Origin of the sequence: Halorubrum miltondacostae, from assembly GCF_041379815.1 — an archaeon.
Classification (GTDB): Archaea; Halobacteriota; Halobacteria; order Halobacteriales; family Haloferacaceae; genus Halorubrum; species Halorubrum miltondacostae.
Map to the genome: position 1 here is coordinate 117,402 of NZ_JBEDNY010000008.1, position 24,650 is coordinate 142,051.

The 24,650-nt window shown below is 70.7% G+C and carries 22 protein-coding genes and 1 rRNA gene; 15 read left to right on the forward strand and 8 right to left on the reverse strand.

Annotated elements, in window-relative coordinates; translation table 11 throughout:
• Nucleotides 1-27 precede the first annotated feature (27 nt).
• Nucleotides 28-4,737 (reverse strand): DUF7997 domain-containing protein, encoded by a 4,710-nt coding sequence (locus tag ABNG04_RS17050; RefSeq protein ID WP_371163563.1) that lies wholly within the window; start codon nucleotides 4,735-4,737, stop codon nucleotides 28-30.
• 127 nt (nucleotides 4,738-4,864) lie between these two features.
• On the opposite strand from ABNG04_RS17050, the gene malA reads away from it, so the two are divergent.
• From malA to ABNG04_RS17065, 3 genes are all read left to right on the forward strand, one after another.
• Entirely contained in the window at nucleotides 4,865-6,958 is a 2,094-nt protein-coding gene (gene malA, locus ABNG04_RS17055) for an alpha-amylase MalA (RefSeq protein ID WP_371163564.1), read from the forward strand.
• Nucleotides 6,959-7,076: 118 nt separating this feature from the next.
• A complete protein-coding gene (gene malQ / locus ABNG04_RS17060; protein ID WP_371163565.1) occupies nucleotides 7,077-8,567 on the forward strand; it encodes a 4-alpha-glucanotransferase in 1,491 nt (496 codons plus the stop codon).
• Nucleotides 8,568-8,571: 4 nt separating this feature from the next.
• Nucleotides 8,572-9,600: a sodium:calcium antiporter gene (locus ABNG04_RS17065; protein ID WP_371163566.1), complete on the forward strand. Its 1,029-nt coding sequence runs from the start codon at nucleotides 8,572-8,574 to the stop codon at nucleotides 9,598-9,600.
• Nucleotides 9,601-9,655: 55 nt separating this feature from the next.
• Here the strand turns inward: ABNG04_RS17065 and ABNG04_RS17070 are convergent, their stop codons facing one another.
• A complete protein-coding gene (locus ABNG04_RS17070; protein WP_371163567.1) occupies nucleotides 9,656-9,868 on the reverse strand; it encodes a PLDc N-terminal domain-containing protein in 213 nt (70 codons plus the stop codon).
• A gap of 95 nt (nucleotides 9,869-9,963) precedes the next feature.
• Here ABNG04_RS17070 and ABNG04_RS17075 point away from each other — a divergent pair, with 95 nt between their 5' ends.
• The 10 genes from ABNG04_RS17075 to ABNG04_RS17120 all read left to right on the forward strand — a co-directional run bounded on the left by ABNG04_RS17075 (nucleotide 9,964) and on the right by ABNG04_RS17120 (nucleotide 18,246).
• Nucleotides 9,964-10,296, forward strand: coding sequence for a hypothetical protein (locus ABNG04_RS17075; protein ID WP_371163568.1), 333 nt, complete (start codon nucleotides 9,964-9,966; stop codon nucleotides 10,294-10,296).
• Nucleotides 10,297-10,356: 60 nt separating this feature from the next.
• On the forward strand, nucleotides 10,357-11,670 hold the full coding sequence (locus ABNG04_RS17080; RefSeq protein WP_371163569.1) for a Zn-dependent hydrolase: 1,314 nt from the start codon (nucleotides 10,357-10,359) through the stop codon (nucleotides 11,668-11,670).
• Between the two features lie 73 nt (nucleotides 11,671-11,743).
• Entirely contained in the window at nucleotides 11,744-12,700 is a 957-nt protein-coding gene (locus ABNG04_RS17085) for a mechanosensitive ion channel family protein (protein ID WP_371163570.1), read from the forward strand.
• A gap of 51 nt (nucleotides 12,701-12,751) precedes the next feature.
• Nucleotides 12,752-14,050 (forward strand): nickel pincer cofactor-dependent isomerase, group 22, encoded by a 1,299-nt coding sequence (locus ABNG04_RS17090; protein WP_371163571.1) that lies wholly within the window; start codon nucleotides 12,752-12,754, stop codon nucleotides 14,048-14,050.
• Nucleotides 14,051-14,157: 107 nt separating this feature from the next.
• Nucleotides 14,158-14,946: an SDR family oxidoreductase gene (locus ABNG04_RS17095; protein ID WP_371163572.1), complete on the forward strand. Its 789-nt coding sequence runs from the start codon at nucleotides 14,158-14,160 to the stop codon at nucleotides 14,944-14,946.
• Nucleotides 14,943-15,290: a cupin domain-containing protein gene (locus ABNG04_RS17100; protein ID WP_371163573.1), complete on the forward strand. Its 348-nt coding sequence runs from the start codon at nucleotides 14,943-14,945 to the stop codon at nucleotides 15,288-15,290. Before ABNG04_RS17095 ends, ABNG04_RS17100 begins: the two co-directional genes overlap by 4 nt.
• Nucleotides 15,291-15,317: 27 nt before the next feature.
• Nucleotides 15,318-16,139, forward strand: a complete 822-nt coding sequence (locus tag ABNG04_RS17105; protein ID WP_371163574.1) for a fumarylacetoacetate hydrolase family protein — start codon at nucleotides 15,318-15,320, stop codon at nucleotides 16,137-16,139.
• A 352-nt stretch (nucleotides 16,140-16,491) separates the two neighbouring features.
• Nucleotides 16,492-17,499 (forward strand): transcription initiation factor IIB, encoded by a 1,008-nt coding sequence (locus tag ABNG04_RS17110; RefSeq protein WP_371163575.1) that lies wholly within the window; start codon nucleotides 16,492-16,494, stop codon nucleotides 17,497-17,499.
• Nucleotides 17,500-17,589: 90 nt separating this feature from the next.
• Nucleotides 17,590-17,769 carry a DUF7836 family putative zinc-binding protein gene (locus ABNG04_RS17115; protein WP_297886331.1) on the forward strand — a complete coding sequence of 60 codons (180 nt, stop codon included), beginning with the start codon at nucleotides 17,590-17,592 and terminating at the stop codon, nucleotides 17,767-17,769.
• Nucleotides 17,770-18,012: 243 nt separating this feature from the next.
• A complete protein-coding gene (locus ABNG04_RS17120) occupies nucleotides 18,013-18,246 on the forward strand; it encodes a UPF0058 family protein (protein WP_004598519.1) in 234 nt (77 codons plus the stop codon).
• A 129-nt stretch (nucleotides 18,247-18,375) separates the two neighbouring features.
• Here the strand turns inward: ABNG04_RS17120 and ABNG04_RS17125 are convergent, their stop codons facing one another.
• A complete protein-coding gene (locus ABNG04_RS17125) occupies nucleotides 18,376-18,780 on the reverse strand; it encodes a DUF555 domain-containing protein (protein ID WP_371163585.1) in 405 nt (134 codons plus the stop codon).
• Between the two features lie 69 nt (nucleotides 18,781-18,849).
• Nucleotides 18,850-19,776, reverse strand: coding sequence for a DNA-3-methyladenine glycosylase family protein (locus ABNG04_RS17130; RefSeq protein WP_371163576.1), 927 nt, complete (start codon nucleotides 19,774-19,776; stop codon nucleotides 18,850-18,852).
• Nucleotides 19,777-19,865: 89 nt separating this feature from the next.
• Between ABNG04_RS17130 and ABNG04_RS17135 the strand changes: the two genes are divergently transcribed.
• Entirely contained in the window at nucleotides 19,866-20,366 is a 501-nt protein-coding gene (locus ABNG04_RS17135) for an SRPBCC family protein (RefSeq protein WP_371163577.1), read from the forward strand.
• 38 nt (nucleotides 20,367-20,404) lie between these two features.
• Here the strand turns inward: ABNG04_RS17135 and ABNG04_RS17140 are convergent, their stop codons facing one another.
• Together ABNG04_RS17140 and ABNG04_RS17145 are read right to left on the reverse strand one after the other, a co-directional pair.
• Entirely contained in the window at nucleotides 20,405-21,982 is a 1,578-nt protein-coding gene (locus tag ABNG04_RS17140) for a sensor histidine kinase (protein WP_371163578.1), read from the reverse strand.
• 60 nt (nucleotides 21,983-22,042) lie between these two features.
• Nucleotides 22,043-22,930: a DMT family transporter gene (locus ABNG04_RS17145; RefSeq protein ID WP_371163579.1), complete on the reverse strand. Its 888-nt coding sequence runs from the start codon at nucleotides 22,928-22,930 to the stop codon at nucleotides 22,043-22,045.
• Nucleotides 22,931-23,067: 137 nt separating this feature from the next.
• Between ABNG04_RS17145 and ABNG04_RS17150 the strand changes: the two genes are divergently transcribed.
• Complete coding sequence (locus tag ABNG04_RS17150; RefSeq protein WP_371163580.1) at nucleotides 23,068-23,370, forward strand: DUF8124 family protein; 303 nt, start codon at nucleotides 23,068-23,070, stop codon at nucleotides 23,368-23,370.
• A gap of 23 nt (nucleotides 23,371-23,393) precedes the next feature.
• On the opposite strand, the gene ABNG04_RS17155 is transcribed toward ABNG04_RS17150, so the two are convergent.
• Nucleotides 23,394-24,239, reverse strand: a complete 846-nt coding sequence (locus ABNG04_RS17155) for a hypothetical protein (RefSeq protein ID WP_371163581.1) — start codon at nucleotides 24,237-24,239, stop codon at nucleotides 23,394-23,396.
• A gap of 325 nt (nucleotides 24,240-24,564) precedes the next feature.
• Nucleotides 24,565-24,650 (reverse strand): 5S ribosomal RNA (gene rrf / locus ABNG04_RS17160); the annotation flags it as partial.

Consider the following 24,650-nt stretch of genomic DNA (forward strand, 5'->3'; position numbering starts at 1 on the left):
CGCCGCCGGGATTTCAGTCGGAGAGAGCTACAGCCGAATCCGCTCGACCGACGTGCCGGCGGCCTCGAACGCCTCGTCCGTCGCGGCAGCGACCACGACGGTCCCTGCGTCGGTCGCGGCGTCGAGCTCGACCTCGAAGGCGCCGTCGGCGTCGGGCGTCACGAGTCGCGACGTCTCCCGGGTGTGGACGGCCACGCACGCGGCGTCGGTCTCGCCGGCCACGACGACCGAGTCCTCAACGAACTCGTCGGTGGCGGCCAGCTCCGGGCCGGCGGGGCGGTCGCGCTCAACGTAGCGGTCGCGAACGACCGTCGGCGTTTCGACGGGTTCGCCCGCGTCGACGCCGTGTGCCAACCGGACGAAGCCGGCCATCGACCACGCGAGGGGGGTCGCCCCCCCGGTGCCCTCGCCGAACTCCCAGCCGTACTTCGTCGGGTGTTCGCGGTCCCACACCTGCTCCGGGAGCATCAGCCCGGAGTTGCCGAACCCGGCCAGCGTCTCCAGCAGGGTCTCGGGTTCTAGGGCCTCGTCGTTGGTGCCGCCGAACGCGTCCGGGCCGTCGGCGCGGGCGCGCAGTTCGTACTCGCCGCGCTCGCCGGTGAAGATGGGCCAAAGGCGGCCCCGGCCGTCGCCGGTGCCGGCCCACGGCGCGCCGGGATCGCCGACGGCGATCTCGCCGTACGCGTCACCGACGTACCGGTACCAGGCGGCGCCGTGGGGCGTGTCTACCCGGATCGAGTCGTCCACGACGGAGACGGAGTTTCGGACGATGGGGTCGTCGGCGGGCTTGATCCCCAGACGGACGAGTTCGAGGAACCCGCCGTCGATGATCTCCCGCTCGTCGTACGTCGGCCCGTCGTTGGCGATGGTCCGCGGCCGTCCGGACTCGGGGTCACCATCGGCCGTAATCCGGAGGTAGTACGGCGTCTCCTCGTGGCGGTCCGTCCCGGTGGAGGTGGCGGTCCACTCCTCGACGCGCGCCGTCCAGTCGTCCGCGAGCCCCAGCCACGCGAGCGCGTCGGCGCGGAGGGAGTCGGGCGACTCGGCGGCCGTCGCGCCGCTCGCCTCGCGCCGGTCGGCCTCCGCGAGCGCCAGCGCCGCGCCGCAGACCAGCCCGGCGATCTCGGCCGCGATGCTCGACGGCGAGTATCCGGCCTCCTCCTCCCAGCGCTCCTGAGCGGTCTCCGGGCCGTTGGCGGCGATGTAGTCGAGCGACCGGCTGACCTGGTCGTAGGTGTACCCGGCGTCGTCGAGCGTCACGCCGCGCTCGTACAGCTGCCAGGCCATCACCGAGGGGAACGCGATGTTGTCCATCTGCTCGCCGCCCCACCGGGTCCGGCCGTCGATGTAGGTGTTCTGCGGGAGGAACCCGTCGTCATCCTGCTGGGTGTTGTAGAGGTACGCCAGGGCGTCCGCGCCGCGCTCGAGTTCGTCCATCTCGATCAGCGCCGTGAACACCTGGTAGAGGTCGCGCGACCAGACGAAGTTGTAGCCGTACCCGCGGTTCTCGGCGGCGTACTCGGTCTCGCCCCACGGGACGGAGGGGCTCGCGATCCCCGCGCCGTCCTGCGCCTTGTCCTCGACGGCAGCCAGCGTCATCAGCGCGAACCGGTACTGCGACGCGAGGGCGGGCGCGCCGGCCACCGAGTCCGGGAGGTCGCGGTCCGCGAGCCACGCGCGCCACGTCTCGGCGTACGCGTCCGCGACGTCGTCGAAGCCGCGCGCGAGCGCGCCCTCCGCCTCACCGAGCGCGGCGGCAGTGTCCGACTCCTCCGCGAACCCGAGCGCGACCGTGTCCATCACGATCTCGCCGGTGCCGACGAGGCCGGCGAGGAGGACGTTGCCGGTCGCCTCGGCCGACTCTTCGACGCGCTCGCCGTCGCCGAACAGCGCGTCCGTCGCCTCGCCGCCGGCCGGGAGCGCGCTCGCCCAGTCGAACCCGCCGCCGCTCGCCAGGGCGAGCGCGGTGTCGAACGTCTCGCCCTCGGCGTCGACGAGCTTGCCCGGGTCGCGGTTGGGGTCGTCCTTGCGCGCGAGCAGGTGCGCCCCGCCGTCGCCGTCGATCCGCTCCGCGCGGTCGTTCGTGCCGACGTTGGCGATGGTCACGTCGGCGAGGGCGTACACGTCGTACTCGCGGCTCCCCTCGAACCGGATGTCGGCGAGGATCGCGGTGCCGTCGGTGTCGACCGCGTACTCGACGGTGAGCGTCCAGTTGTGGCCGTGGCCGTCGCCGGTCTCGCGGATCGTCTGGACGTACGCGAGCGCGTCGTCGGCCGCGGGCTCCGTCGTCCGCTCGATCGTCTCCGTCGTCGAGACGTGGCCCGTCTCGTCGAAGGTCCGGATCGCGTACTCGGAGTCGGGATCGGCGATGAGGAAGTCGACCGTCCGGACGTTCATCACGTCGATCCGGGGGAACCGCGCCTCGGTGAGCGCCCCCTCGGTGAGCGTGAACCACACCGGAACGGGGTCGTCGTCGTCGTAGTCGGCTGGCGTGCCGACGCCGAACTTCCGGCCGGTCGTCCAGTGCGGCGCCGCCTCGGGACCGGTCTCGCGGTCGTGCGGGACCGGGAGCTCGCCGTGGCTCGCGAGCGTCACCGTGGCGTCGATCCGGAGCGCGTGGGACCAGGCGATGGGGGTCGCGCTGTCGAGATCGCCGTCGTCGAACACCTGTTCCGCGAACAGCCCCGCCTCGTTGACGAAGGACCCGTCTGGCTCGCAGAGCGCGTAGAGGTCGCGGGCGTCGGCGAACAGCGGCTCGGCCGCCCCGCCGCGCTCCTCGACCACGCCGGCGAGCGTCGCCGCCGCGGTCGCGCCCCACAGGGTCGCGATCGACCACACCTTCGCGGCCCCCTGCTCGGCCGTGCGCCAGTCGTCGCCGGCGAACCTGACGAGCCCCTCGACTGCGGACGTCTCGCGCCGGAGGGCCTCAATCGACTGCCGGACGTGGGTGTTGACACGGTCGAGGAAGCGGTCGAACTCGCTCGCCGCGACGGCGTCGACGCCGGCGGAGCCGGAGCCGTCGGTGGCGGCGGCGTCGGCGTCGTCGGAACCGACCCCGTCGTCGAGCAGAGCCGCGTACTCGGCGGTCGCCGTCGCGAGCGCGAAGGTGCTCGCGTCGGCGCGGTCGTCCTGGCTCTCCTCGCTGGCGCGCTGGAGGAACCGCTCCGTCTCCGGGTTCCAGCGGTCGTCAAGCCCCGAGAGCGTGGCGTCGGCGGCGGCTGCCGCCTCGGCCCGGAGCGACTCGTCGACCGGCGCGCGCGCCACGGCGGCGAACGCACGGAGGTACTCCGCGCCGGTGTGGGTGAAGCGGCCGAGCGCGTTTTCCCAGCAGTTCTGACAGCGGCGCGGGAGTCCGTCGTCCTCGGTCGTCTCCACCAGGAAGTCGACGGCGTCGGCGATCGTCTCGTCGATCCGGTCGCGCCACTCCTCAGGGAGGTCGGCCTCGCGCCGCAGGCTGGCGAGGAAGGCGACGACCGTCGCCGGTTGGTCGAGCTGGTCGTTCGGCCCGGGGGTCGCGTTCGCGCCCTCGATCCGGGCGTTCGCCCAGCCGGGCGCGACCTTCCCGGAGTCGGCCCACACGCGGTGGGGCCACGAGCCGTCGGCGTCCTGCGTCCGGCAGAAGAAGCTCGCGGCCGCGAGCAGCTCCTCGTCGGCGTCGAGGCCGAGCTCGTCGCTCGCGTCGAGCAGCGCGGTCGAGACGGTCGCCTCGTCTCGGAACCACGTGTAGCCGTAGCCGCCGGAGGTGGAGTAGAACGGGTCGAACTCGGGGGCGGCGATCCGGCCCCCGGACTCTGCGGTGAGCAGGTCGAGCGCGCGGAGGTCGCTCGCGATCACCGACCGGCGCGGGGCGTCGGCCGGGACGTCCGGCCCCCGCCCGTCCGCGGCCTCGCGGAGGTCGTCGGCGTCAGGGTACGCGGTGGCGATGTTCGACACCGTCTCGATCCGGCGCTGGCGGTCGATTCCATCGGTGAGGGCGTCCTTCGCGTCGTCGCCGGTGTCGCGGGCCGCCCGGCGGTCGACGACGGCGCGGCCGGCGAGCGTGACGCGCTCCGTGCGGCCGTCGCGCTCGAAGGGGGCGCGGACGACGACGTCCGGAGTGAGCCGCGAGTCCTCGCGGCGGTCGATCTCGCCGCGGTGCGGGAAGCCGTCGTCCTCCTCGCCGAGCAGCTCGGGGATCGTCCGCAGCCGCTGGCCGTGCGCGTTCGAGAGGCCGGTCGAGGCGGTGAGGAAGTCGTGTTCGGACCGGTGGTACACCTCGACGACGGCGCCGTCGTCGGGGCCGGCCCCGTCGTGGACCATGTTGCCGACGCGGCCCTCCACCATGTCGGGCGAGAACGCGTAGGCGGCCACGATCTCCGCGTCGGCGGGCGGCGAGCCGCGGAGCTCGACGTGGGTGAGGTGGGTGTCGCTCACGACGAGGTCGAACTGGTGGATGGTGTAGCGGCCGGCGTCGTACTCGGTCTCGACGAGCGGAGTGTCGCCGTCGTAGTGCTGGCGGGTCGTCTCGAGGTCGTCGAACCAGCGGACGCCGCGCCCGGCGGTGATCCCCATCCGGAGCCGGTCCGCGCCGCCGACTTCGGAGAGGGAGTACGAACAGTCGTGGACGGTCCCGTCCGGCCCCACGTGGACCAGCCGGCCGTCGTCGCCGGTGAACGCGCCGGCGGTCATCGAGTGTTCCGCCGGGTAGCGCTCCCCGCGCCGACGTTCGTGCTCGGTAAGGGCGGTACGCAATCGCATACGCGCTCTGCGACTGCCGGAGTAAAAGCCTTGACGACCGCGGCCGGTATGAGAGCGGGCGCTACGCGGGGGCGATGTCACCGAAACAAGAGCAACACCGAAGGCCCCGGGCGTCGATGTGCGTCACATGTACCACCCCGGACCCCCGCGCTTCCTCGCGACCGGCGAACGCACGGAACTGGCGCCGCGCGACCCAAACCCGGACGCGACCTACGATTGGCGCGTCGCCGACGCCCCGCCCGGCAGCGAGGCGACCGTCGGCGACGACGCCGTGACCGAGTTCACGCCCGACGTGCCGGGGCGGTACCTCCTCGGGCTCGACGCCCCCGACGGCGACCACCTGCTCACGGTCCGCGCGTTCCCCGCGAGCTACGAGGGCGTCGACGTCTCCAGCGGGAGCGGGACCGCGATACGCGACCGCGACGCGGACGACGCGCCGATCGACTACGCAGCGCGGGAGCGCCACGAGGGCGTGAGTCAACCGCGGGTCGAACTGGACGCGACCATCGCGTTCGAGGAGGGAGCCGATTCGGGGAGCGAGAGCGCCGGGGTGGCGGTGTTCACCGCGGTCGCGACGCCGAACCCGGAGTCCGCGCTCGACGCCGACGACCTCTCGGTGACGTTCGTCGTCGACGACCGCGACGTCGCGACCGCCGTCGAGACGGGGCGAACCAACCCGCGGGACGCGCTGCGCGTGAGCGACGACGGGGGCGAGCTCCGCGTGCCGCTCGACGCGGTGCCGAAGCGCCTCCGCGTTCACGCCGTCGCGGTCGCGCACGACCCGGACGGCGACCCGCGCGTGAGCGTCGCCGACGCGGCCGCCATCGAGCGCGGCCAGTCCGCGGCCGACGATGACGGCGGCGAGGCCGCGCTGACGCCGGGCGCGCCCGACTTCGAGACGGTGCGGCTCAACGAGCCGCCGGCGTGGACGCGGGACGCCTCCGTCTACGAGATATTCGTCCGGACCTTCGCGGACGCCGACGAGGGCGCGGCGTTCGACGCGATCGCGGAGCGGATCCCCCAGATCGCGGAGCTCGGCGTCGACACGCTGTGGCTCACCCCGGTGCTCGGCCACGACGGGAAGCCGCACGGCTACAACATCGTCGACTTCTTTGACACCGCCGACGACCTCGGCGACCGCGCCGACTTCGAGGCGCTCGTCGAGACCGCCCACGACCACGGGATGCGCGTGCTGTTCGACTTCGTCGCCAACCACACCGCGCGCGACCACGAGTGGTTCCGCGACGCGTATCAGAACCCCGACTCCCCGTACCGCGACCGCTACGAGTGGCAGGAGTCGGGCGAGCCGGGCACGTACTTCGACTGGGAGCTCATCGCGAACCTGAACCATGCGAACCTCGACGTGCGGCGGTTCCTGCTGGACGTGGTGGACGAGTGGGCGCCACTGGTCGACGGGTTCCGCTGTGACATGGCGTGGGCAGTGCCGGACTCGTTCTGGCGCGAGCTGCGCGACCGCGTGAAGGACATCGACCGCGAGTTCCTCCTGATGGACGAGACGATCCCGTACATCCCCGGCTTCCACGAGGGGATGTTCGATGTCCACTTCGACGCGACGCTGTACTTCCAGCTCCGGCAGGTCGGTCGCGGCGCGGAGCCCGCGGCGAGCGTCCTCGACGCGATCGACCAGCGCGCCGAGATCGGGTTCCCGGACCACGCCGAGTTCCTCCAGTACATCGAGAACCACGACGAGACGCGCTACCGCGTTGAGTGCGGCGACGCCGCCGCGGCCGCCGCGGGCGCGGCGATCATGACCCTGCCGGGCGTGCCGATGGTGTACGCCGGCCAGGAGATCGGCCAGCGCGGCCGCCGGGACGCGATCGCGTGGGACGACGCCCGCGAAGACGTCCGCGATCGGTACGAGGACCTCCTCGCGACCCGGCGGGACCACCCGGCGCTCGGGCCGGCCGGCGACGTCTCCCGCGTCGACTACCACGTCGCGAGCGGTGACCTCTCGGAGCGGCCGATCGTCGCGAGCGGCGACGTCCACCCCGACGACGTGGTGGCGTTCCGCCGGCGCGACGGCGACGAGACGCTCGTCGTCGTCCTCAACTTCGCGCCGGCGGAGGCGAGCGTCGCGGTCGAGGCCGACCACGGCGAGCGCGACCTGGTCACCGACGAGCGGTGCGTCGTCCAGGACGCCGACGGGACCGGGCGGATCCGCGTCGACGAGGTGGCGGTGGTGCCGGTCGTCGAAGAGTAGCCGGCCACGCGGACCAGCTCGGCTGGTCCCGTGACCGGGATCCGGACCGCTCCGACCCGCCCGAACACGGTCGGGGCGTACGCAACGTTTGAAGTCGGTGGGGGGCGCAGGGAGCCGTATGCGATTCGACCGTTCCGACGCCGTCTTCTGTCACGTCACCTCGCTGCCTGGGGCGTACGGGATCGGCGACCTCGGCGAGGGCGCGCGCGAGTTCCTCTCGTTCCTCGGCGACGCCGGCGTCGACCACTGGCAGATCTGTCCGATCGGGCCGACGCTCTCCGTGGCCGGGGAGTCGCCGTACCAGTCGCCGTCTGCGTTCGCCGGTAACCCGCTGTTCGTCGACCCCGAGGGGCTCGTCGACGACGGCTGGCTCGACGAGGCGGACCTGCGTCCGGTCCCCGAGTTCCCGACCGAGCGCGTCGACTACGACGCGGTGCGGGAGTACAAGCTCCCGCTGTTGCGGACCGCCTTCGAGCGCTTCGAGGAGCGGGCGACCGAGGAGGACCGCGCGGCGCTCGACGCGTTCCGCGAGCGCGAGCCGTGGCTCGGCGACTACGCGCTGTTCCGGGCGCTCTCCGACGCCCGGCCGGAGGACGTGTGGACGGAGTGGCCCGCGCCGCTGCGGACGCGCGACCCGGACGCGCTCGCCGAGGCGCGCGAGGAGCACGCGGCGGAGGTCCGGTTCCGCGCGTTCGTCCAGTGGACGTTCGACCGGCAGTGGCGCGACCTGAGGGCGGTCGCGGCCGACGAGGGCGTGTCGATCGTCGGCGACGTCCCGATCTACGTCGCGCTCGACTCCGCGGACGTGTGGGCGAGCCCGGAGGCGTTCCGGCTCGACGAGGGGAACCGCCCGACCGCGGTCGCGGGCGTCCCGCCGAACGCGGGCGACACCGGCCAGCGCTGGGGGAACCCGCTGTACGACTGGGAGCGGCTCGCCGAGTCCGGGTACGACTGGTGGCTCGACCGGTTTCGTCGGCTGTTCGACCTCGCGGACGTGGCGCGGCTCGATCACTTCCTCGGCTTCGTGAAGTACTGGGCGATCCCCGCCGACAGCGACGACCCCGCGGACGGAGAGTGGCGCGACGGCCCGGGTCGCGAGTTGTTCGAGGCGGTCGAGCGCGAGCTGGGCGAGGCCCCGTTCATCGCCGAGGACCTCGGCTTCGAGGAGCCGGCGATGGACGAGCTGATGGCCGAGTTCGGCTTCCCGGGGATGCGCGTCCCGCAGTACGCCGACTGGTGCGCGGAGGGGAACGAGTACCAGCCGATGCACTACGGCGAGGGCGTCGTCGGCTACACCTCGACACACGACACCGACACCTGGGTCGGCTACTTCGATGACCTCCCCGCCAAGCAGCGCGACTGCTTCCGGTACAACGTCGGGAGCGACCCCGAGGAGCCGCCCGAGTGGGCGATCATCGACGAGGTGTGGGGCTCGGACGCGATCCTCGCGGTGACGACGGTCCAGGACCTCCTCGGGCTCGGCAGCGAGTCGCGGTTCAACGAGCCCGGGACGCTGGACGGCAACTGGGAGTGGCGCGTCGCCCGCGACAACCTCGACGACGGGATCGCGGACCGGCTGTGGGAGCTGGCCGGGAAGCACGTGCGCTAGCGCCGTGACGGGCGCCCTCCCCGACTCGCCGCTCGTCCACATCCTCGTGATCGCCGCGGCGACGGCCTTCATCTGGATCGGGAGCGGCTGGTTGGAGGAAGCAGCCGAGGCGCTGTCGGGGTACTACGGGCTCCCGGCGGTGGTTCAGGGGTCGCTGGTCGTCGCGGTCGGCTCGAGCTTCCCGGAGCTCGTGAGCGTCCTCGTCACCGCCCTCACCGGCGTCTTCGACATGGGCGTCGGCGCGCTCGTCGGGTCGGCCATCTTCAACGTCCTCGTGATCCCCGCGGCCGCCGGGCTCGGAGGCGACGAGGAGCTCGAGGCAAACCGGGCGATCGTGTACAAGGAGGCGCAGTTCTACATGCTCGCCGTCTCCGCGCTGGTCGTGACGTTCGCGCTCGCGGTCATCTACTTCCCGGTGTCGACGGACCCGATCGTCGGGACGATGCCGCGCTCGCTCGCGGTGATCCCGCTCGCGCTGTACGGCCTGTACCTCTTCATCCAGTACCAGGACGTCGATGATGCGGGGATCGAGCGCGTGCGCGACGGGGTCGATGTCCGCCGGGAGTGGGCGAAGCTCGGGGGCGGGCTGGCGGTCATCGTCGTCACCGTCGAGCGGCTCGTCGCGTCGGTGGAGTCGCTCGGCGTCACCTTTGGTATCCCTGAGTTCCTCGCCGGCGTCACCGTCGTGGCGGCCGCGACGAGCCTGCCGGACACCCTCGTGAGCGTCCGGACGGCGCGCGAGGACCGCGGCGCGACGAGCCTCGGGAACGTGTTGGGGTCGAACACCTTCGACCTGCTCGTCGCGATCCCGCTCGGCGTGCTGATCGTCGGCGAGGTCGCCGTCAACTTCTCGACGGCGGTGCCGATGCTCGGGGTGTTGACGGGCGCGACCGTCCTCCTCTTCGTGACGCTCCGGACGAGCCTCGCGCTCGACGCGCGCGAGTCGTACGCGCTGCTGGCGGCGTACGGGCTGTTCGTCGCGTGGGTCGTCGCCGAGAGCGTCGGGGCGACGAGCGTCCTCAGGGGCGTGTGACCGGTTTCTCGGATCAGCCCCGACGGTCTGTGACGGCGGCGCGCGAGACGGCGGCTCAGTAGGAGTCGCGACCGATGATGAGGTACAGCAGGATCCCGAGCAGCGGCGCGAAGAACACGACGAGCGCCCACAGGATCGGCGGGTGGTCGCTGCGGCTCTGGGCGTCCGAGTACGTCCACACGATCATCGCGAGGTGGACGACGAGGAAGCCGAGGCTGATCAGGAGAGCGATACCGGCCGCCGCGCCTTGGAGGAGCAACGGGGACATGTCGACTGGCCCCACGACGCCGCACGTCAAGTGTCTTCGGGATCGGAGCGCGCCCCCGGCGAAACGGCTATTCGTGGCGAATGCGAACCCGACGCATGGCTGGCGTCGTGCGGGTGGTGGGCGTCACAGTCGAGTGTTGCTGGGGCCTCGGCCTGCTCGCGCTGTCGCGGGCCGGCGGCGAAGGGGTTCCCGCGGCGCCGTTCGCGACCGGGTTTTCGGTCGGCTACCTCTACCGTCATGCCCGGGCGACCGCGGACTGTCGACGGTTTCGCGGCGGCCCCGGGCGAAGCCTCGGGATCGCGCTGGCGTGGACGGCGCTCGCCGTGGCGGCCGGGCGGTCGATCGACGGGCGGGCGGGGAACCGCGCGTTCGCGGCCGGACTCGGGCTGGGATCGGCCGGCTACTGGCTCGCGCGACGCGGCGAGTGACGGGACCGACGCGACCGCCGGAGCCCGAACCGTTTTGATCGCGGAGCGCCCGGCTCAGGTATGACGCTCCCAGTGGACGCGGACCGGCTCCGCGCGGATATCGAGGCGAACGCGGCGTTCGGCCGCGTCGAGACGGGCGACCCGGACGCGCACGCGCGAACGAATCAGCCCGGAAGCGAGGCGAACCGCCGCGCCAGGGACCGACTGGTCGAGCGGCTCCGAGACGCCGGCCTGGATGTCGCCGTCGACGCCGTGGGGAACGTCCTCGGCACGTGGACCCCGGCGAGCGCCGACCCCGAGGCGGCCCCGGTCGTCTCGGGCAGTCACCTCGACAGCGTCCCGGAGGGCGGAATCTTCGACGGTCCGCTCGGGGTGTACGCCGCGCTGGAGGGGATCCGCGCGATGCGCGACGCGGGAGTCGAGCCGGACCGGCCGGTCGGCGTCGTCAGCTTCACCGAGGAGGAGGGCGGCACCTTCGGCAACGGGCTGTTGGGGTCGTCGGTCGCGACCGGCGAGTTGGCGCTCGACGAGGCGCTCGCGCTGTCGAACGCGGACGGCGAGACGCTCGGCGAGGCACTCGACCGGATCGGCTACCGCGGGGGGAGCGCGGTCGACGCCGCCACGCCGACCGACGAGGCTGGCGAGCCGACGACGCTCGACCCTGCGTCGTGGGCGGCGTTCTACGAACTCCACATCGAGCAGGACACGACGCTGGAGGAGGCGGGGGCGGCGGCCGGCGTCGTGACGACGATCACCGGGATCACCCACTGCGAGGCGACGATCGCGGGCGAGGCGAACCACGCGGGCGCGACCCCGATGGACGAGCGGACCGACGCGCTCGCGGCCGCGAGCGAGTTCGTGTTGGACGTCGAGGCCGCCGCGAACGACATCGTGGCGTCCTCGTCGCCCTCGGCGGTGGGCACCGTCGGGTCACTGTCGGTCGAGCCGAACGCGACGAACGTGGTCCCCGGCCAGGTCGAGGCCGCGGTCGACGTCCGCGACGTCGAGGCCGCGTCGATGGAGGCGATCGTCGAGTCCGCACGCGACTCGCTCGCGCGGCTGGAGCGCGAGCGGGGCGTCGAGACCGCGTTCGAGCGCCCGTTCGACGTCGCGCCGACGCCGATGAGCGAACGCCTCCGGGAGGCGGCGCACGACGCGGCCGACGCGGCCGGGCGCGAGGCGATCGACCTCCACTCCGGCGCGGCTCACGACGCGATGCGGGTCGCAGGCGTCACCGACGCGTCGCTGCTGTTCGCCCCGTCGCGGGACGGGATCTCGCATAATCCGCGCGAGTGGACCGACTGGGACGACTGCGCCGCCGCGACCGAGGTGCTGGCGGGAGCGCTTGCGCGCATCGCGGTCGACGAACAGTGAGGCTTCGCGGCGAGAGCGAGAGCCGAACGCGCGACGGCACAGCCGTTTTGCCGGTCGGCCGCAAGCGACGAGCGTGAGACGACCACTCGGACTCGCCGCGCTCGCGGGCGGGCTCGTGGCGGGAGTCGCCGGCACCGTGGCCGGGACGACCGACGCGCTCGCGGCGTGGCCGCCGATCGGCGGGTATCCCGCGGCGACGGTCGTGGGCCGGTCGCTCCTCATCGTCGCCGTCGCGGGAGTGGTGTACGGGAGCTACCTGCTCGCGGTCCGAGTGCTGACGCGGGCGGCCAGCAAACGGCGGGCGCACAACGTCCGGAACCTGCTGCGGCTGTCGTTCGGCGTCGTCGGCACTGTGGCGACGCTCGCGGTGGCGACAGAGAACTGGCTCGGCCTCCTCTTCTCGCTCGGCGTCATCGGCTTCGCGGTCACCTTCGCGCTCCAGCAGCCGCTCCTGTCGCTGATCGCGTGGGTGTACATCGCGGTCAAGCAGCCGTTCGGCGTCGGCGACCGGGTCCGGATCGACGACGCGAAGGGCGACGTGATCGGCGTCGACTTCCTCGTGACGACGCTGTGGGAGATCGACGGCGAACTGGTGACGACGAACCAGCCCTCCGGACGAGTAGTCACCGTCCCGAACAGCGTCGTGCTCTCGTCGAACGTCGTCAACTTCGGGGGCGGTGGGTCCCCGTACGTCTGGAACGAGGTGTCGATACAGGTCGCCTACGAGACGGACCTGACGCTCGCGCGGACGGTGATGATCGAGGAGGCGACCGAGCTGATCGGCCGGGAGATGACCGACGGCATCGCCGCCTACCGCGAGGCGCTCGCGGAGACGCCGGTCGAGCTGGAGGTCCACGACGGCCCGAGCGTCAACGTCCGGCAGGAGGAGTCGTGGGTGGAACTGCGCGTGCGGTACCTCACGCACCCGCGGCGCAGCCAGCGGGTGAAGAACCGGTTGTACGAGCGGATCCTCGACCGCTTCAACGACAACCCGGACCGCGTCGCGTTCCCGGTGAGCCGGAGTCGGTAGCGTCGTCGCCTAGGGCGCACGTATTTGTACCGGGCGCGCCACCCGCCCGGCATGGAGTTTCCGGACCGCGAGGCCCTCGACGGGCTGATCAACCCCCGCCCGACGCCGGAGTTCGTGCGGGTCCACCGGGAGCCCGCCAGCGACGCGCTCGACGACCCGGCGGCGGTCGCGCGCGACGAACTGGACCGGCTCGACCTCGACGGGCTGGCCCCAGGCGCGACCGTCGCTGTCGGAGCGGGGTCGCGCGGGATCCACGCGTACGATTCGGTCGTCGCGGCCGTCGTGGCGGGGCTGGACGACCGCGGCTTCGACCCCGTCGTCGTGCCGGCGATGGGGAGCCACGGGGGCGCGACGCCGGCGGGCCAGCTGGACGTGCTCGCGGAGCTCGGCGTCACGGCGGAGGGCGTCGGCGCGCCGATCGACGCCCGGATGGCGACGAGCCCGGTGGAGACTGTCGCGGTCGGCGACGGCGAACTGACGGTCCACGTGGCTGCGGCGGCGCTGGAGGCGGACGCGACGATCGTCGTCAACCGCGTGAAGGCCCACACGAACTTCACCGGACCGATAGAGAGCGGGCTGACGAAGATGGCCGTCGTCGGGCTGGGGAAACAGCGCGGCGCGAAGGCGTTCCACTCGACGGCGATACGCGAGGGGTACGTCGAGGCGCTCACCGCGGCGTTAGACCCCGTCGCGGCGGCCGCGGGGCTGGCGGGCGGGATCGCGCTCGTCGAGAACGCCGACGAACGGCTCTGCGTCGTCGAGGGTGTCCCCGGCGACGCGCTCCTCGACCGGGAGCCCGCGCTGTTGGAGCGGGCGAACGCGGAGATGCCGACGCTCCCGGTCGACGACGTCGACCTACTCGTCGTCGACGAGATCGGCAAGGAGATCTCCGGCGCCGGGATGGACACGAACGTCGTCGGACGCTACCGGGTGCTGAACGCGCCGGACCCGGAGACGCCCGAGGTGAAGCTGATCTACGTCCGCGGGCTCACGGACGCGACCCACGGGAACGGCACCGGGATCGGGCTGGCGGACCTCACGCGGGCCGCGGCGGTCGAACAGCTGGACGCGGCGAAGACGTACGCGAACGTCCTCACGAGCGGGTCGCTCACGAAGGGGAAGCTCCCGGTCGTCGCCCCCGACGACGAGTTCGCGCTCCGGACCGCGCTCGCCGCGCTCGGGAGCGACGACCCCGATGAGGTCCGTGTCCTCTGGATCCGCAACACGCAGGAGCTCGACGAGCTGTGGGCGTCGACGGCGGTCGTCCCCGACCTCCCCGCGGACGCGACGGTCGTCGGGCGGGGGACACTCGGCTTCGACGACGGGACGGCGACGTTCGACGAGGCTTGACCGGCCGACCGGCCGGTCATCGCGCGCGTCGCGGGGCGCGGAGGCAGGACGCCGGGCCCCTTGCCTCCAGGGAAACGTTTTCGGTGCGAACCGTGTACGCTGGGCACATGGACCTCGAGATAGCGGGGAACGCGGCGCTCGTCACGGCGTCATCGAGCGGGCTCGGGAAGGCATCGGCGAAGGCGCTCGCCCGGGAGGGCGTCGACGTGGTGATCAACGGCCGCGACGAGGACCGACTGGCCGAGGCGAAGGCCGAGGTCGAGGCGGTCGCGACGGGGGAGGTCGTCGCCCAGCCCGGCGATCTCACCGAGCCGGACGACGTCACGACGCTCGTCGAGACGACGGTCGACGAGTTCGGCGGCCTCGGCCACCTCGTCACGAGCGCCGGCGGCCCGCCGTCGGGCGCGTTCCTCGAGACGGACGACGAGGACTGGGCGGCGGCGTACGAGCTGCTCGTGATGAGCGTCGTCCGGCTCGCGCGGGAGGCCGAGCCGCACCTGCGCGAGGGCGACGGCGGCACCATCGTGAACATCACCTCGCGGAGCGTGAAGGAGGCGCTCGACAGCCTCGTGTTGTCCAACTCGGTCCGGATGAGCGTCATCGGGTTGGAAAAGACGCTCTCGAAGGAGTTCGCGCCGGAGATCCGGGCGAACGCCGTGCTACCCGGGCCGCACGAGACCTCCCGGATCCGAGAGCTCGTGAACGACGCCGTCGACCGCGGCGAGTACGACTCCTACGAGGAGGGGCTCGCGGAGTGGGCCGGCAACCCGCTCGAACGCATCGGCGACCCGATGGAGCTCGGCGACACCGTCGCGTTCCTCTCCTCGCCGAAGTCCGGGTTCATCAACGGCACCGCGCTGCCGATAGACGGGGGCGCGACCGGGTCGAACTTATGAGGGCGGTCGCGTTCGACGAGGCGGCGACGTACGAGCCCGAGGAGGGGTGGCGGCGCGTGTCGATGGCGGGCAGCGACCGCTTCTCGTTCGAGTGGTTCGAGAAGCCGCCGGGCCACTCCTCGCCGCTCCACGACCACGAGAACGAGCAGGTGTGCCTCTGCCTCGAGGGAGAGCTGACCGTTGTCACCGACGAAGACGAGGTGACGCTGGGGCCGAACGACTCCGTCCTCTTGGAGGCGAACGAGCCGCACCGCGTCGAGAACACCGGCGGCGAGCGGGCGGTCGGGCTCGACGTGTTCGCGCCCGGACGCTCATTCGACTTCTGGACCGACCGCGAGGAGTGATCGGAGCGTGACCGGAGGACTCATCGGATGAAGTATCTCGCGCGCACGGCGACGGGGCGACCGCTACTCGGCGACGACGACGGCTTCGTGCCGCTGGGGGCAGCCCTCCCGGAGGCGTCGACGGTGCGCGACGCGCTCGGCGCGGCCGCCGCGGGCGATCTCCCGGAAGTCGACGACGCTCCGGCCGACCGCGTCCCGGGGTCGGACCTCGCCTTCGGGCCGCCGCTGGAGCGGTTCGGAAAACTGTGGGGGATCGGGCTCAACTACGCCGACCACGCCGGCGACCTCGACGAGCGGCGCCCCGAGGAGCCGGCGAGCTTCATGAAGCCGGCGTCGGCGCTCACCGGTCCCGGCGGCCCGATTCGACTCCCCCCGACCGAACAGAGCGAGCGCGTGACCGCGGAGGCGGAACTGGCCGTCGTGATGGGTCGCGAGTGTCGGTCCGTCGCGGTCGAGGAGGCCGACGACGTCGTCGCGGGGTACCTGCCGGTGATCGACATGACCGCCGAAGACGTGCTCCGTCGAAACCCGCGGTTCCTCACGCGGGCGAAGAGCTACGACACGTTCCTCGTCGTCGGTTCGGCGATCGCGGTTCCCGACGGGTCGGCCGACCTCGCTGACGCGACGGTAACGACGCGCGTGAACGGCGAGGTCGCGGCCGCGAACGAGGTGCGGAACATGCTGTTCTCGCCCGCCGAGATCGTGTCGTTCCACTCGGAAGTGGCGACGCTCGCGCCCGGCGACCTGTTCAGTACCGGGACGCCCGGCGCGGCGGCGATCGAGCCGGGCGACGAGGTGCGCGCGACGGTGGAGTCGATCGGGTCGGTTACCGCTCCTGTGACCAGGTAGCGTCGCCGCTCAGTCGACAATTTGGGAACGACCGCGACCGTGTGCTCGCGTCGCCCGTCGCCTCGCTGCGCTTTCTCGGTGACTCCGAGCCCGCGTAACACCGCTCTCCCCAGACTCGGTCCCCTGGAAGAAAGGTATATATCCCCTCGACGAGCGGGAACCACTGCTCATGACGAGAGCGCCGGATTCGTTCAGACCGCCGTCAGAGCAGTTCTGGCGGGTCTAGCAGCTTTTTAGTGCTCAGATCTGCTCGTTGAAAGCGACATCTTTATATATGTATGTCGATTACTATACGTTAATAACTGACGACGCCGGCCTCGTATTTTTCGTCGAGAGTCGTCGGGGGAAGCCAATGACAGAGACACGCACCTACAGCGCCGCAGAGACGGAACGAGAGCGATCACAGAGCCGGAGCGAAGCGGAGTCGACGAGCGAGGAGTCCTCCCGCACGGAGACCGAGCGGACCACGACCTGCCCCGAGTGCGACGGGCGGCTCGCGACCGACACGGAGCACGGGGAGACCGTCTGTGAGGACTGCGGGCTCGTCGTCGAGGAAGACTCCGTCGACCGCGGACCGGAGTGGCGCGCGTTCAACTCGGGCGAGCGCGACAGCAAGTCGCGGGTCGGGGCCCCGACAACGAACATGATGCACGACAAGGGGCTCTCGACGAACATCGGCTGGCAGGACAAAGACGCCTACGGCAAGTCGCTGTCCGGCCGCCAGCGGCGCCGCATGCAGCGGCTGCGCACCTGGAACGAGCGGTTCCGCACCCGCGACTCCAAGGAGCGCAACCTGAAGCAGGCCCTCGGCGAGATCGACCGCATGGCCAGCGCGCTCGGCCTCCCGGACAACGTCCGCGAGACCGCATCCGTCATCTACCGCCGCGCGCTGAGCGAGAACCTCCTGCCGGGGCGCTCCATCGAGGGCGTCGCGACGGCCTCGCTGTACGCCGCCGCCCGACAGGTCGGGAACCCCCGGAGCCTCGACGAGTTCACCGCGGTGTCCCGCGTCGAGAAGATGGAGCTGACCCGGACGTACCGCTACGTCATCCGGGAGTTGGGGCTTCGCGTCCAGCCCGCCGACCCGACGAGCTACGTCCCGCGCTTCGCCTCTCGGCTCGACCTCTCCGAGGAGACCGAACGCCGCGCCCGCGAGCTGCTCGACGACGCCGCGAGCGAGGGGATCACGAGCGGCAAGTCCCCGGTGGGACTCGCCGCCGCCGCCGTCTACGCCGCGGCGCTGCTGTCCAACGAGAAGGTGACCCAGAGCGAAGTCTCCGGCGTCGCCGACGTCTCGGAAGTCACCATCCGGAACCGGTACAAGGAGCTGCTCGACGCGAGCGCGTCCATGAGCGCCTGAGGTGCCGTCACTGACCGGAGTCGGAATCGCTTCCCCGGCCGCCTCCGATCGCCACCTACGTTTTTAACGGGGCCGGCTGTACAGGGTGACATGGTTGACGCGTTCGTCAGACTCGTCTGTCCGGAGTGCGGCAAGGAGTGGCAGGACAATCCCGCCGACCTACAGGATCTGCGGTCGAACTTCAGCTGCCCGGCGTGTCACGCGACGCGACGTCTGACCGAGTTCATGCGAACGGAACGCGATCTCGAGGCGGTCAAGCAGTTCCAGTGACCACGGGAAGCGCCGCGGCCACCGCCCCGCCGGACGACTTTTTCGCCCGTGTACGCTGACCGCAGAGAGGAGGCCGTCGTCAACGGTGATCGATCTCCGCGTAACCGTCTGCGCGCGAAAACGATCCTGAACGATCTATCGAGAAACGACTTCTCGGTCCCGCTACTCGCGAAATACGCGGATAGTGTGGTAACGTTACTCAAGATAATAATATAAACCTCCGGTAGCAAAGGACTGGTACTCATGAAGAAGCAGGAGCTCATCCATCTTCACGGTCTCCTCGCGGAGGTACGAAAACAGTGCGAGTTCTGGGACGACGACGTTGATCTCGAAGCCTATGAGGAACTGGGGGTCAAACCGACATCGATTCACAAGTCGAAGACCGACCACAAAGCGGCCGTTTTCAAGCTGACCGAAGGAATCACCGAGCCGATGGAGTCGTCCGAATCGGAGCCGCTGGCCCCGACGGCCGACTGAGACCGCTATCGCGCGTCACTCCTCGCCGACCGCACCGAACGCCGAGAGCGCAGCGGCCGTCCTTCATCCGTCGATACACTTCCAACGGTAGCGCTCGGCGCGATTCGCGTCCCGGGCCGAACGGCCTCGCTACTCGTCGCTTCTCGACGCGGAGTCTTCGCTGGCGGCGGAGGCGTCACCGGCGCGGTCGCTCTCGTCGGGATCGATCTCGGTGACGGAGAGCACCTTCAGCGGGATGTTCTGAAGCCGCTTGCCGATCTCCTTGCGCGCGACGCGGCTGGCGTGCTCGCCCCGGTCGACGTTGAACACGTCCATCCGGAGCTCCAGAGCGACGAGCGCCTCGTCGGCCGCGACGAATGCGGGGTCGAGCTGCTCGCCGCTCGGCGACGTCCGCGTTCCGGTGTCGATCTCGACGTAGTTGAGGTCCGGGTTGAGCATCTCGCCGGTCTTCGAGATCGCGATCCGGACCGCTTCGTCGGCGGTCTCCACGTCGTACACCGGGACCGCGGCCTCGACGTCGACTCGACAGTCCATCACGTGAGAATGTTTCACACGAGCGAGTATCAAAGTTCGGCCGCGACCGACTCGCGGGGGTCCCGGCGGTCACTCGCCCCCGGCGCGGAGGTGGTAAAACACGTACGTCTGCGCGTAGCCGGCGAACTCGCCGCCGAACTGCTCCCGGATCGCGCGGGAGGTCGCGGCGTAGCTCCCACGGTCGCAGTCGGGGTAGTACTCCTCGACGGTCGTGCGGATCCAGGTATCCAAGGGCACAGCCTCGAGGAACCCCAGCGAGAACAGCAGCACGCAGTCGGCGACCTTGTCGCCGACGCCGACGAACCGCGTGAGCGACTCCCGGGCCTCCTCGTATGGGAGGTCGGCCGCGTCGAGGGGGTCGGCCTCGCCGCTCGCGACCATCTCCGCGGTCCGCTGGACGTACGGCGCGCGGTAGCCCAAGGAGAGGTCGCGGAGCTCGTCCTCGGTGCGCGCGGCCAACTGCTCGGGCGTCGGGAACGCCCGGTACGTCTCCCCGCCGAGCCGGACCTCGTCACCGTACGTCTCCCGGAGCCGACGCTGCATCCCGTGGATCCGCGCGACCCGCATCTGCGCCGAGCAAATGAACGAGACGAGACAGGGGAACACGGGATCGCGCGTTAGCCGCATCCCCTCGTAGGCGTCGTACGCTCGCTCTAAGAGCGGGAGGTCCGGCGTCGCGTCTAAGATCGCGTCGAGGTCGTCGTCCAGCCGGAGCAGGTGCGTCAACAGCGGGTCGGCGTCGGTCGACGCCTCCCAGTGGAGCGTGCCATCGTGGACGCCGCCCTCCTGTCGGACCCGGACGGCGACGCGCTCGTCGGTCACCCCGGGGACCGGATCGACGACGGTCTCGTACCACGCGTCCCCGCCGTGGGCGTGGAGCTCGGCGTACGTCTCCCCGTCGGCGCGGTTCCAGAGGTAGCTCTGCCCGCTCTCGAGGGTGGCCTGAAGGTCGAACGGTCCAGCCAGATCGCCGACATCGATCGCCCCGCGTTCCATCGTCACTATTCACGATGCGCGCGGGCATGCGGGTTTCGGTCCCGGACCGGCTTGGACGGCTTTTTGTCCGCCCGACTCGTATCCGGGGTATGCCGACGTACAGGCGGACGACTCGGGTGCCGGCCCCGATCGAAGACGTGTGGGCGTTTCACTCCACGGTCGACGGACTGCGAGAGCTCACGCCGGACTGGATGCGGCTCCACATCGACGGCGTCGCGGGACCCAACGGGTCGCCCGACCCCGAGGTCCTCGTCGCCGGTTCGGAGATAGAGATGTCGATGCGCCCGCTCGGGGCGGGGCCGCGACAGCGGTGGACGTCGCGGATCGTCGAGCGCGACCCCGACGGGACGACGACGCCCGAGCGCTCCGCGCGGTTCGTCGACGAGATGGAGGGCGGCCCGTTCCGGCGCTGGGAACACACCCACGCGTTCTACGCCGACGGCGACGAGACCCTGCTCGTCGACACGGTCGCGTACCGACTACCGCTCGGCCCGCTCGGCGACCTCGCTGGCCCCGCGGCGAAGATTGGGTTCGAAGGAATGTTCCGCGACCGCCATCGACGCACCGTCGACCGGTTCTCCGAAGCCTGACCGCGTCGCGGAGCCGCCGGGGATCGCGACTCGACTCCTTACGCCGACGCGACCCGCTTCGCGCTCGCGCCGAAGGTGAGCTCGAAGACGGCGCCGTCGTCGTTGCGCGCCTCGATTTCCCACTCGTGGGCCTCCACGATCCGGTCGACGATCGCCAGCCCGATCCCCGAGCTGTCGGCCGACGACACGCCCGAGTCGAAGACCGAGTCGGCCAGGTCGACCGGTATCCCCGGGCCGTCGTCCGCGACGTACATCCCGCGGCACCCGTCCTCCGTGGTGAGCGAGCCGATCTCTATCGCCACGTCCCGACCGCCGTGATCGACCGCGTTCCGGAAGAGGTTCTCGAGCGCCTGCCGGAGCCGTCCGGGGTCGGCCTCGACGCGTCCCACCTCGTCCGCGATGGTGAGCGTCGCGTCCGGCGAGCGGACGGACGCCCACGCGTCTTCCGCGACGGCTTCGATCGGGACGGACTCCGTCTCGCCGATCGCCTCGCCGCGCCGCGCGAGCATGAGCAGGTCGTCGATCAGCGTCTCCATGCGGTCGACCGCGCCGCTCATGGCCTCGTACCGCGACGGCATCAGCTCGTCCTCGGAGAGCGACAGGTACCCCGAGAGCACGTTCAGCGGGTTCCTGAGGTCGTGGGAGACGACCGCGCTGAACTGTTCGAGCTGTTCCGCCTGCCGGCGGAGCGCCGCCCGGCGGTCGTTCCGCGCGATCGTGTGCGCGACCAAGTCGCCGAGGGTACGGTACAGGTCGACTTCCTCGTCCGTCCAGGTGCGGTGGGCGTCGGACTCGAACGCGACGATCCCGCTCAGCTCCCAGTCGACGACGAGCGGTACGTGAACGGTGGCCGGCGGTCCGGTCGTAGGCGCGTCGGCACTCCCGTCGTCGAGACCGCTCGGCGGTGCCGCCCCGCGCGCGACGTTCCCGAACGTCGACAGCTGTTCGGCCTCGGGAAAGTCGTCGAACTGTCTCGGTGCGGGGTCGAACCCGTCGGGGCACCAGCTGTAAGCGGGCGAGAACTGCCCGTCGTCCTCTCGGTAGCAGACGATCCGATCGAGCTCGGCGTGTTCGCCGACGTTCTCCATCGTCCACTCGATCTTCGTTCCGACCTCGTCAGTGCGCGTGCTCATCAGCGTCGTTCCGGCGTCGAGCAACACCTCGGAGAGCCGACCGACGTCGTCGCTCCCCAGCTGGACGCGATCTGGCTCCAACAGCTCCGCGAGGCGATCAGTGAGCGGTCGGATGGCATCGCTCTTGTCGGGGGACACCGTCCAGTCGTCGACGCCAATCACATCGTCGACACCGGCCGCCAGAAGCGTGCGGATCGTCTCGGTCGTCGCGTCCTCGACGAGCGCGATCACCGGAACGTTCGACGGCAGCGCCGCGAGCCGGTCCGCTACCGCGCCGTCGGCCGCCGCCGCGGCGGTGACGACGATACCGCAGGTGCCGTTCAGCGGGTCTCCGCCGTCGCGTTCTCCGTCTAAGTCGGTCGGGGCAAACGCTCGAACCGCCGGTCCGTCGAGGCCCTTCCAAGCGGTGTCGACCGCGCGGGTGACGCGTTCGCTGGCGCGCGCGTTGTCGCCCACAAACGCGACGACCGTTCGCCGGTCCATACCAAAATCAACCAGTCAAAAGGTTTCAACGTTTACCCCAAAATATCGGTGTTGAAAACGCTACGCCCCGTCCGCGCTCGCGGTGACGTAGATTCCCCCGAGGACGACACACCCGCCGACGACCGTCGCCGGCGTCGGCGTCTCGGACAGTAACGCGAACGCGAGCAGCGTCGCACCGACCGGCTCGCCGAGCAGCGAGACGGAGACGACGCTCGATTCGAGGTGCGCGAGCGCCCAGTTGAGCACCGTGTGACCGAGCAGCCCGGGGCCGACGGCGAGCCCGACGAAGAGGAGCCACTCCTTGGCCGGATAGCCGGTCAGGGGGTGTCCGGCGGCGAGGACGAAGCCGAGCAACACGAACACGCAGACGCCGTACACGACGGTGACGTAGGGGATCAACGAGATGCGCTGCCGGAGCGACCGTCCGGCCAACACGTATCCCGCAGCCGAGACGGCGCCCGTCAGCGCCAGGGCGTTGCCGTACAACGGACGGGGACCGATCGCGACGCCCCCGAGGAAGTCGCCAAGCGACATCGACGCCATCCCGGCGACGGCGACCGCGATGCCCGCGGCCATCCGACGCGTGACGCGCTCGCGCAGCAACAGCCACGCGCCGGCCGCGACGAACACCGGCTGCGCCTGAACGAGCGTCACGCTCGCGGCGACGCTCGTCCACCGGAGACTTTCGAACCACGCGGCGAAGTGGACCGCGAGCGCCACCCCGGAGAGCACCGCAAAGCCGAGGTCGCGCGCGCGGATCCGGGCGAACTCTCCGCGGTACCGCCACGCACCGATCGCGGCCAGCGGCAGCGTCGTGAACAGCACCCGGTAAAACGCGGCGACCGAGCTCGGCGCGTCGCTCAGCCGGACGAGGATCGCACCGGCGCTGACGGCGACGACCGCCGCTGCCAGTCCCGCCTTCGGTGGCACCGCGGGCTTCGAACTCATCGAACGTCGCGACCGTTCGAGTGGCCGGCGCTTACCGGTTTCGAGAGCCGGCGGCCCGACCGGGAGCTGATCCTGTTCGACGCCGACCGATCGACGACGCCGACGGTGATTTTACCCCCCGATTCGAACGTGGCGGCATGTGTGCGGACACGTTCGGCGTCGGGATTCGAGTGACGGAAACGGAGCTCCGCGTCGTCGTCGGCGTCCCCTCCGACATCGACTCCGGATGGACCGACCCGGAAACGTTCCAGTCGCTCGTCGCGGACGCCGTGTGGGAGCGGCTCGAACAACGCCCGACGCTGGAGGCCGTCGCCGCCGGGTACGACACCGGTGAGACCGCCCCGCTCGGGAGCGTCACGCTTGAGCCGGACGGAACGGTCATCGAGGCCGACCTCACGCCGATCGCGGAATCCGACGATCGGGCCGAGCTCGACGGTTGACGAGCCCCGACGAACGCTTCGCACTATTCGTCCGGGACGCCCGCCGCGAGCGCCACGCCCACGGCCCACGTCCGCTCGGGCCGATAAGCGGTGAGGTCGTACCGAGTCGATCCGACCGTGTCTCCCCACGTCTCTAGCGCGCCGAGAGTGACGAGCCCCGACAGTGCCGCCCCCAGCGTCCGCGGCGTCGTTTCCGGATTCGTCAGCGCGGCGTGGACCTGCTTCGACTGCGGGTAGTTTCGGTCGCACGCCTCGATGCCGCGCTTGGCTTCGGCCCAGTGGCGACGGACGTACCCGAATGTCGTGGGGTCGTCGCGTGACAACCGCTCGACCGCGCTCGCCGCGCTCGGCTCAACACCGACGACGGCATCCACGTTGGCCTCGACCCGTGAGAGCAGCTCAGCAGGCCCTTCGAAAGAACACCCGATCGTGATTCGGCTCGCCCGGCCTCGAAAGCGTTCGACGAGGCGCTCCACGAACGCGACCGCCGAGTTGATGCCGTTCCGCGCGGCCACCGCTGCGAGGTCGTCGACGAGCACGTCGACCGTCCCCGACGGCGCACCGTCGACGTGCTCGTCGACGGCGTCGAACACCCGCTCGCGTTCCGTCGCCCGGCCGAGTACCGTGTGCGCGAGTCCGCTATTGGGCATCACCTGCGTCGACGCGGTCGCTCCGCTCCGAACAATGTCGTTCACGTCCACGATCGCCTCGCGGGTCGGTGGCCCGGCCGCCGTTCGTTCCCACCCGCCCCGCCACGCCTCGACGTCAGTACCGAACAACACGGACACAACGCGGTCTGCGGATCCCCCGTCGTGGACCGACGGCCGATCGTCGCAGTACAGCCGCACCGTGTTGTTCGATTCCTCCATTACACCTTGGCTTCAGCGAGAAAAGTGATAAACTTACGCATGAAGCTATTAGTACTGATATGAGTCCCGGCGAGAGGAGCACCGCTCCGGTTCCCATCGTCCGGATTGTCTCAGTTTGAATATAAATACGGTTGACGGACTCTCAGATCATTACCGTTCGTGACGGACGTGCGTCTGTGCGTGTTGCGTTCGTGATAGACACGCGTCTGTGCGTGTCGATTACTGTCGCGGTCGCGTGTGAGCGGCGCGACCGCTCGCTATACAGTAAAAAAGCCCACGGACGTAATGTCCGTGGGCCGAGTGGGAGTATTCTCCCGAATGAATGGGCAGGCGGCGACCCGTGGTTCCCAGAGGATCGCTCACTCCAGTACTTCACGGTACGCTGGTGGGCTTAACTTCCGTGTTCGGAAT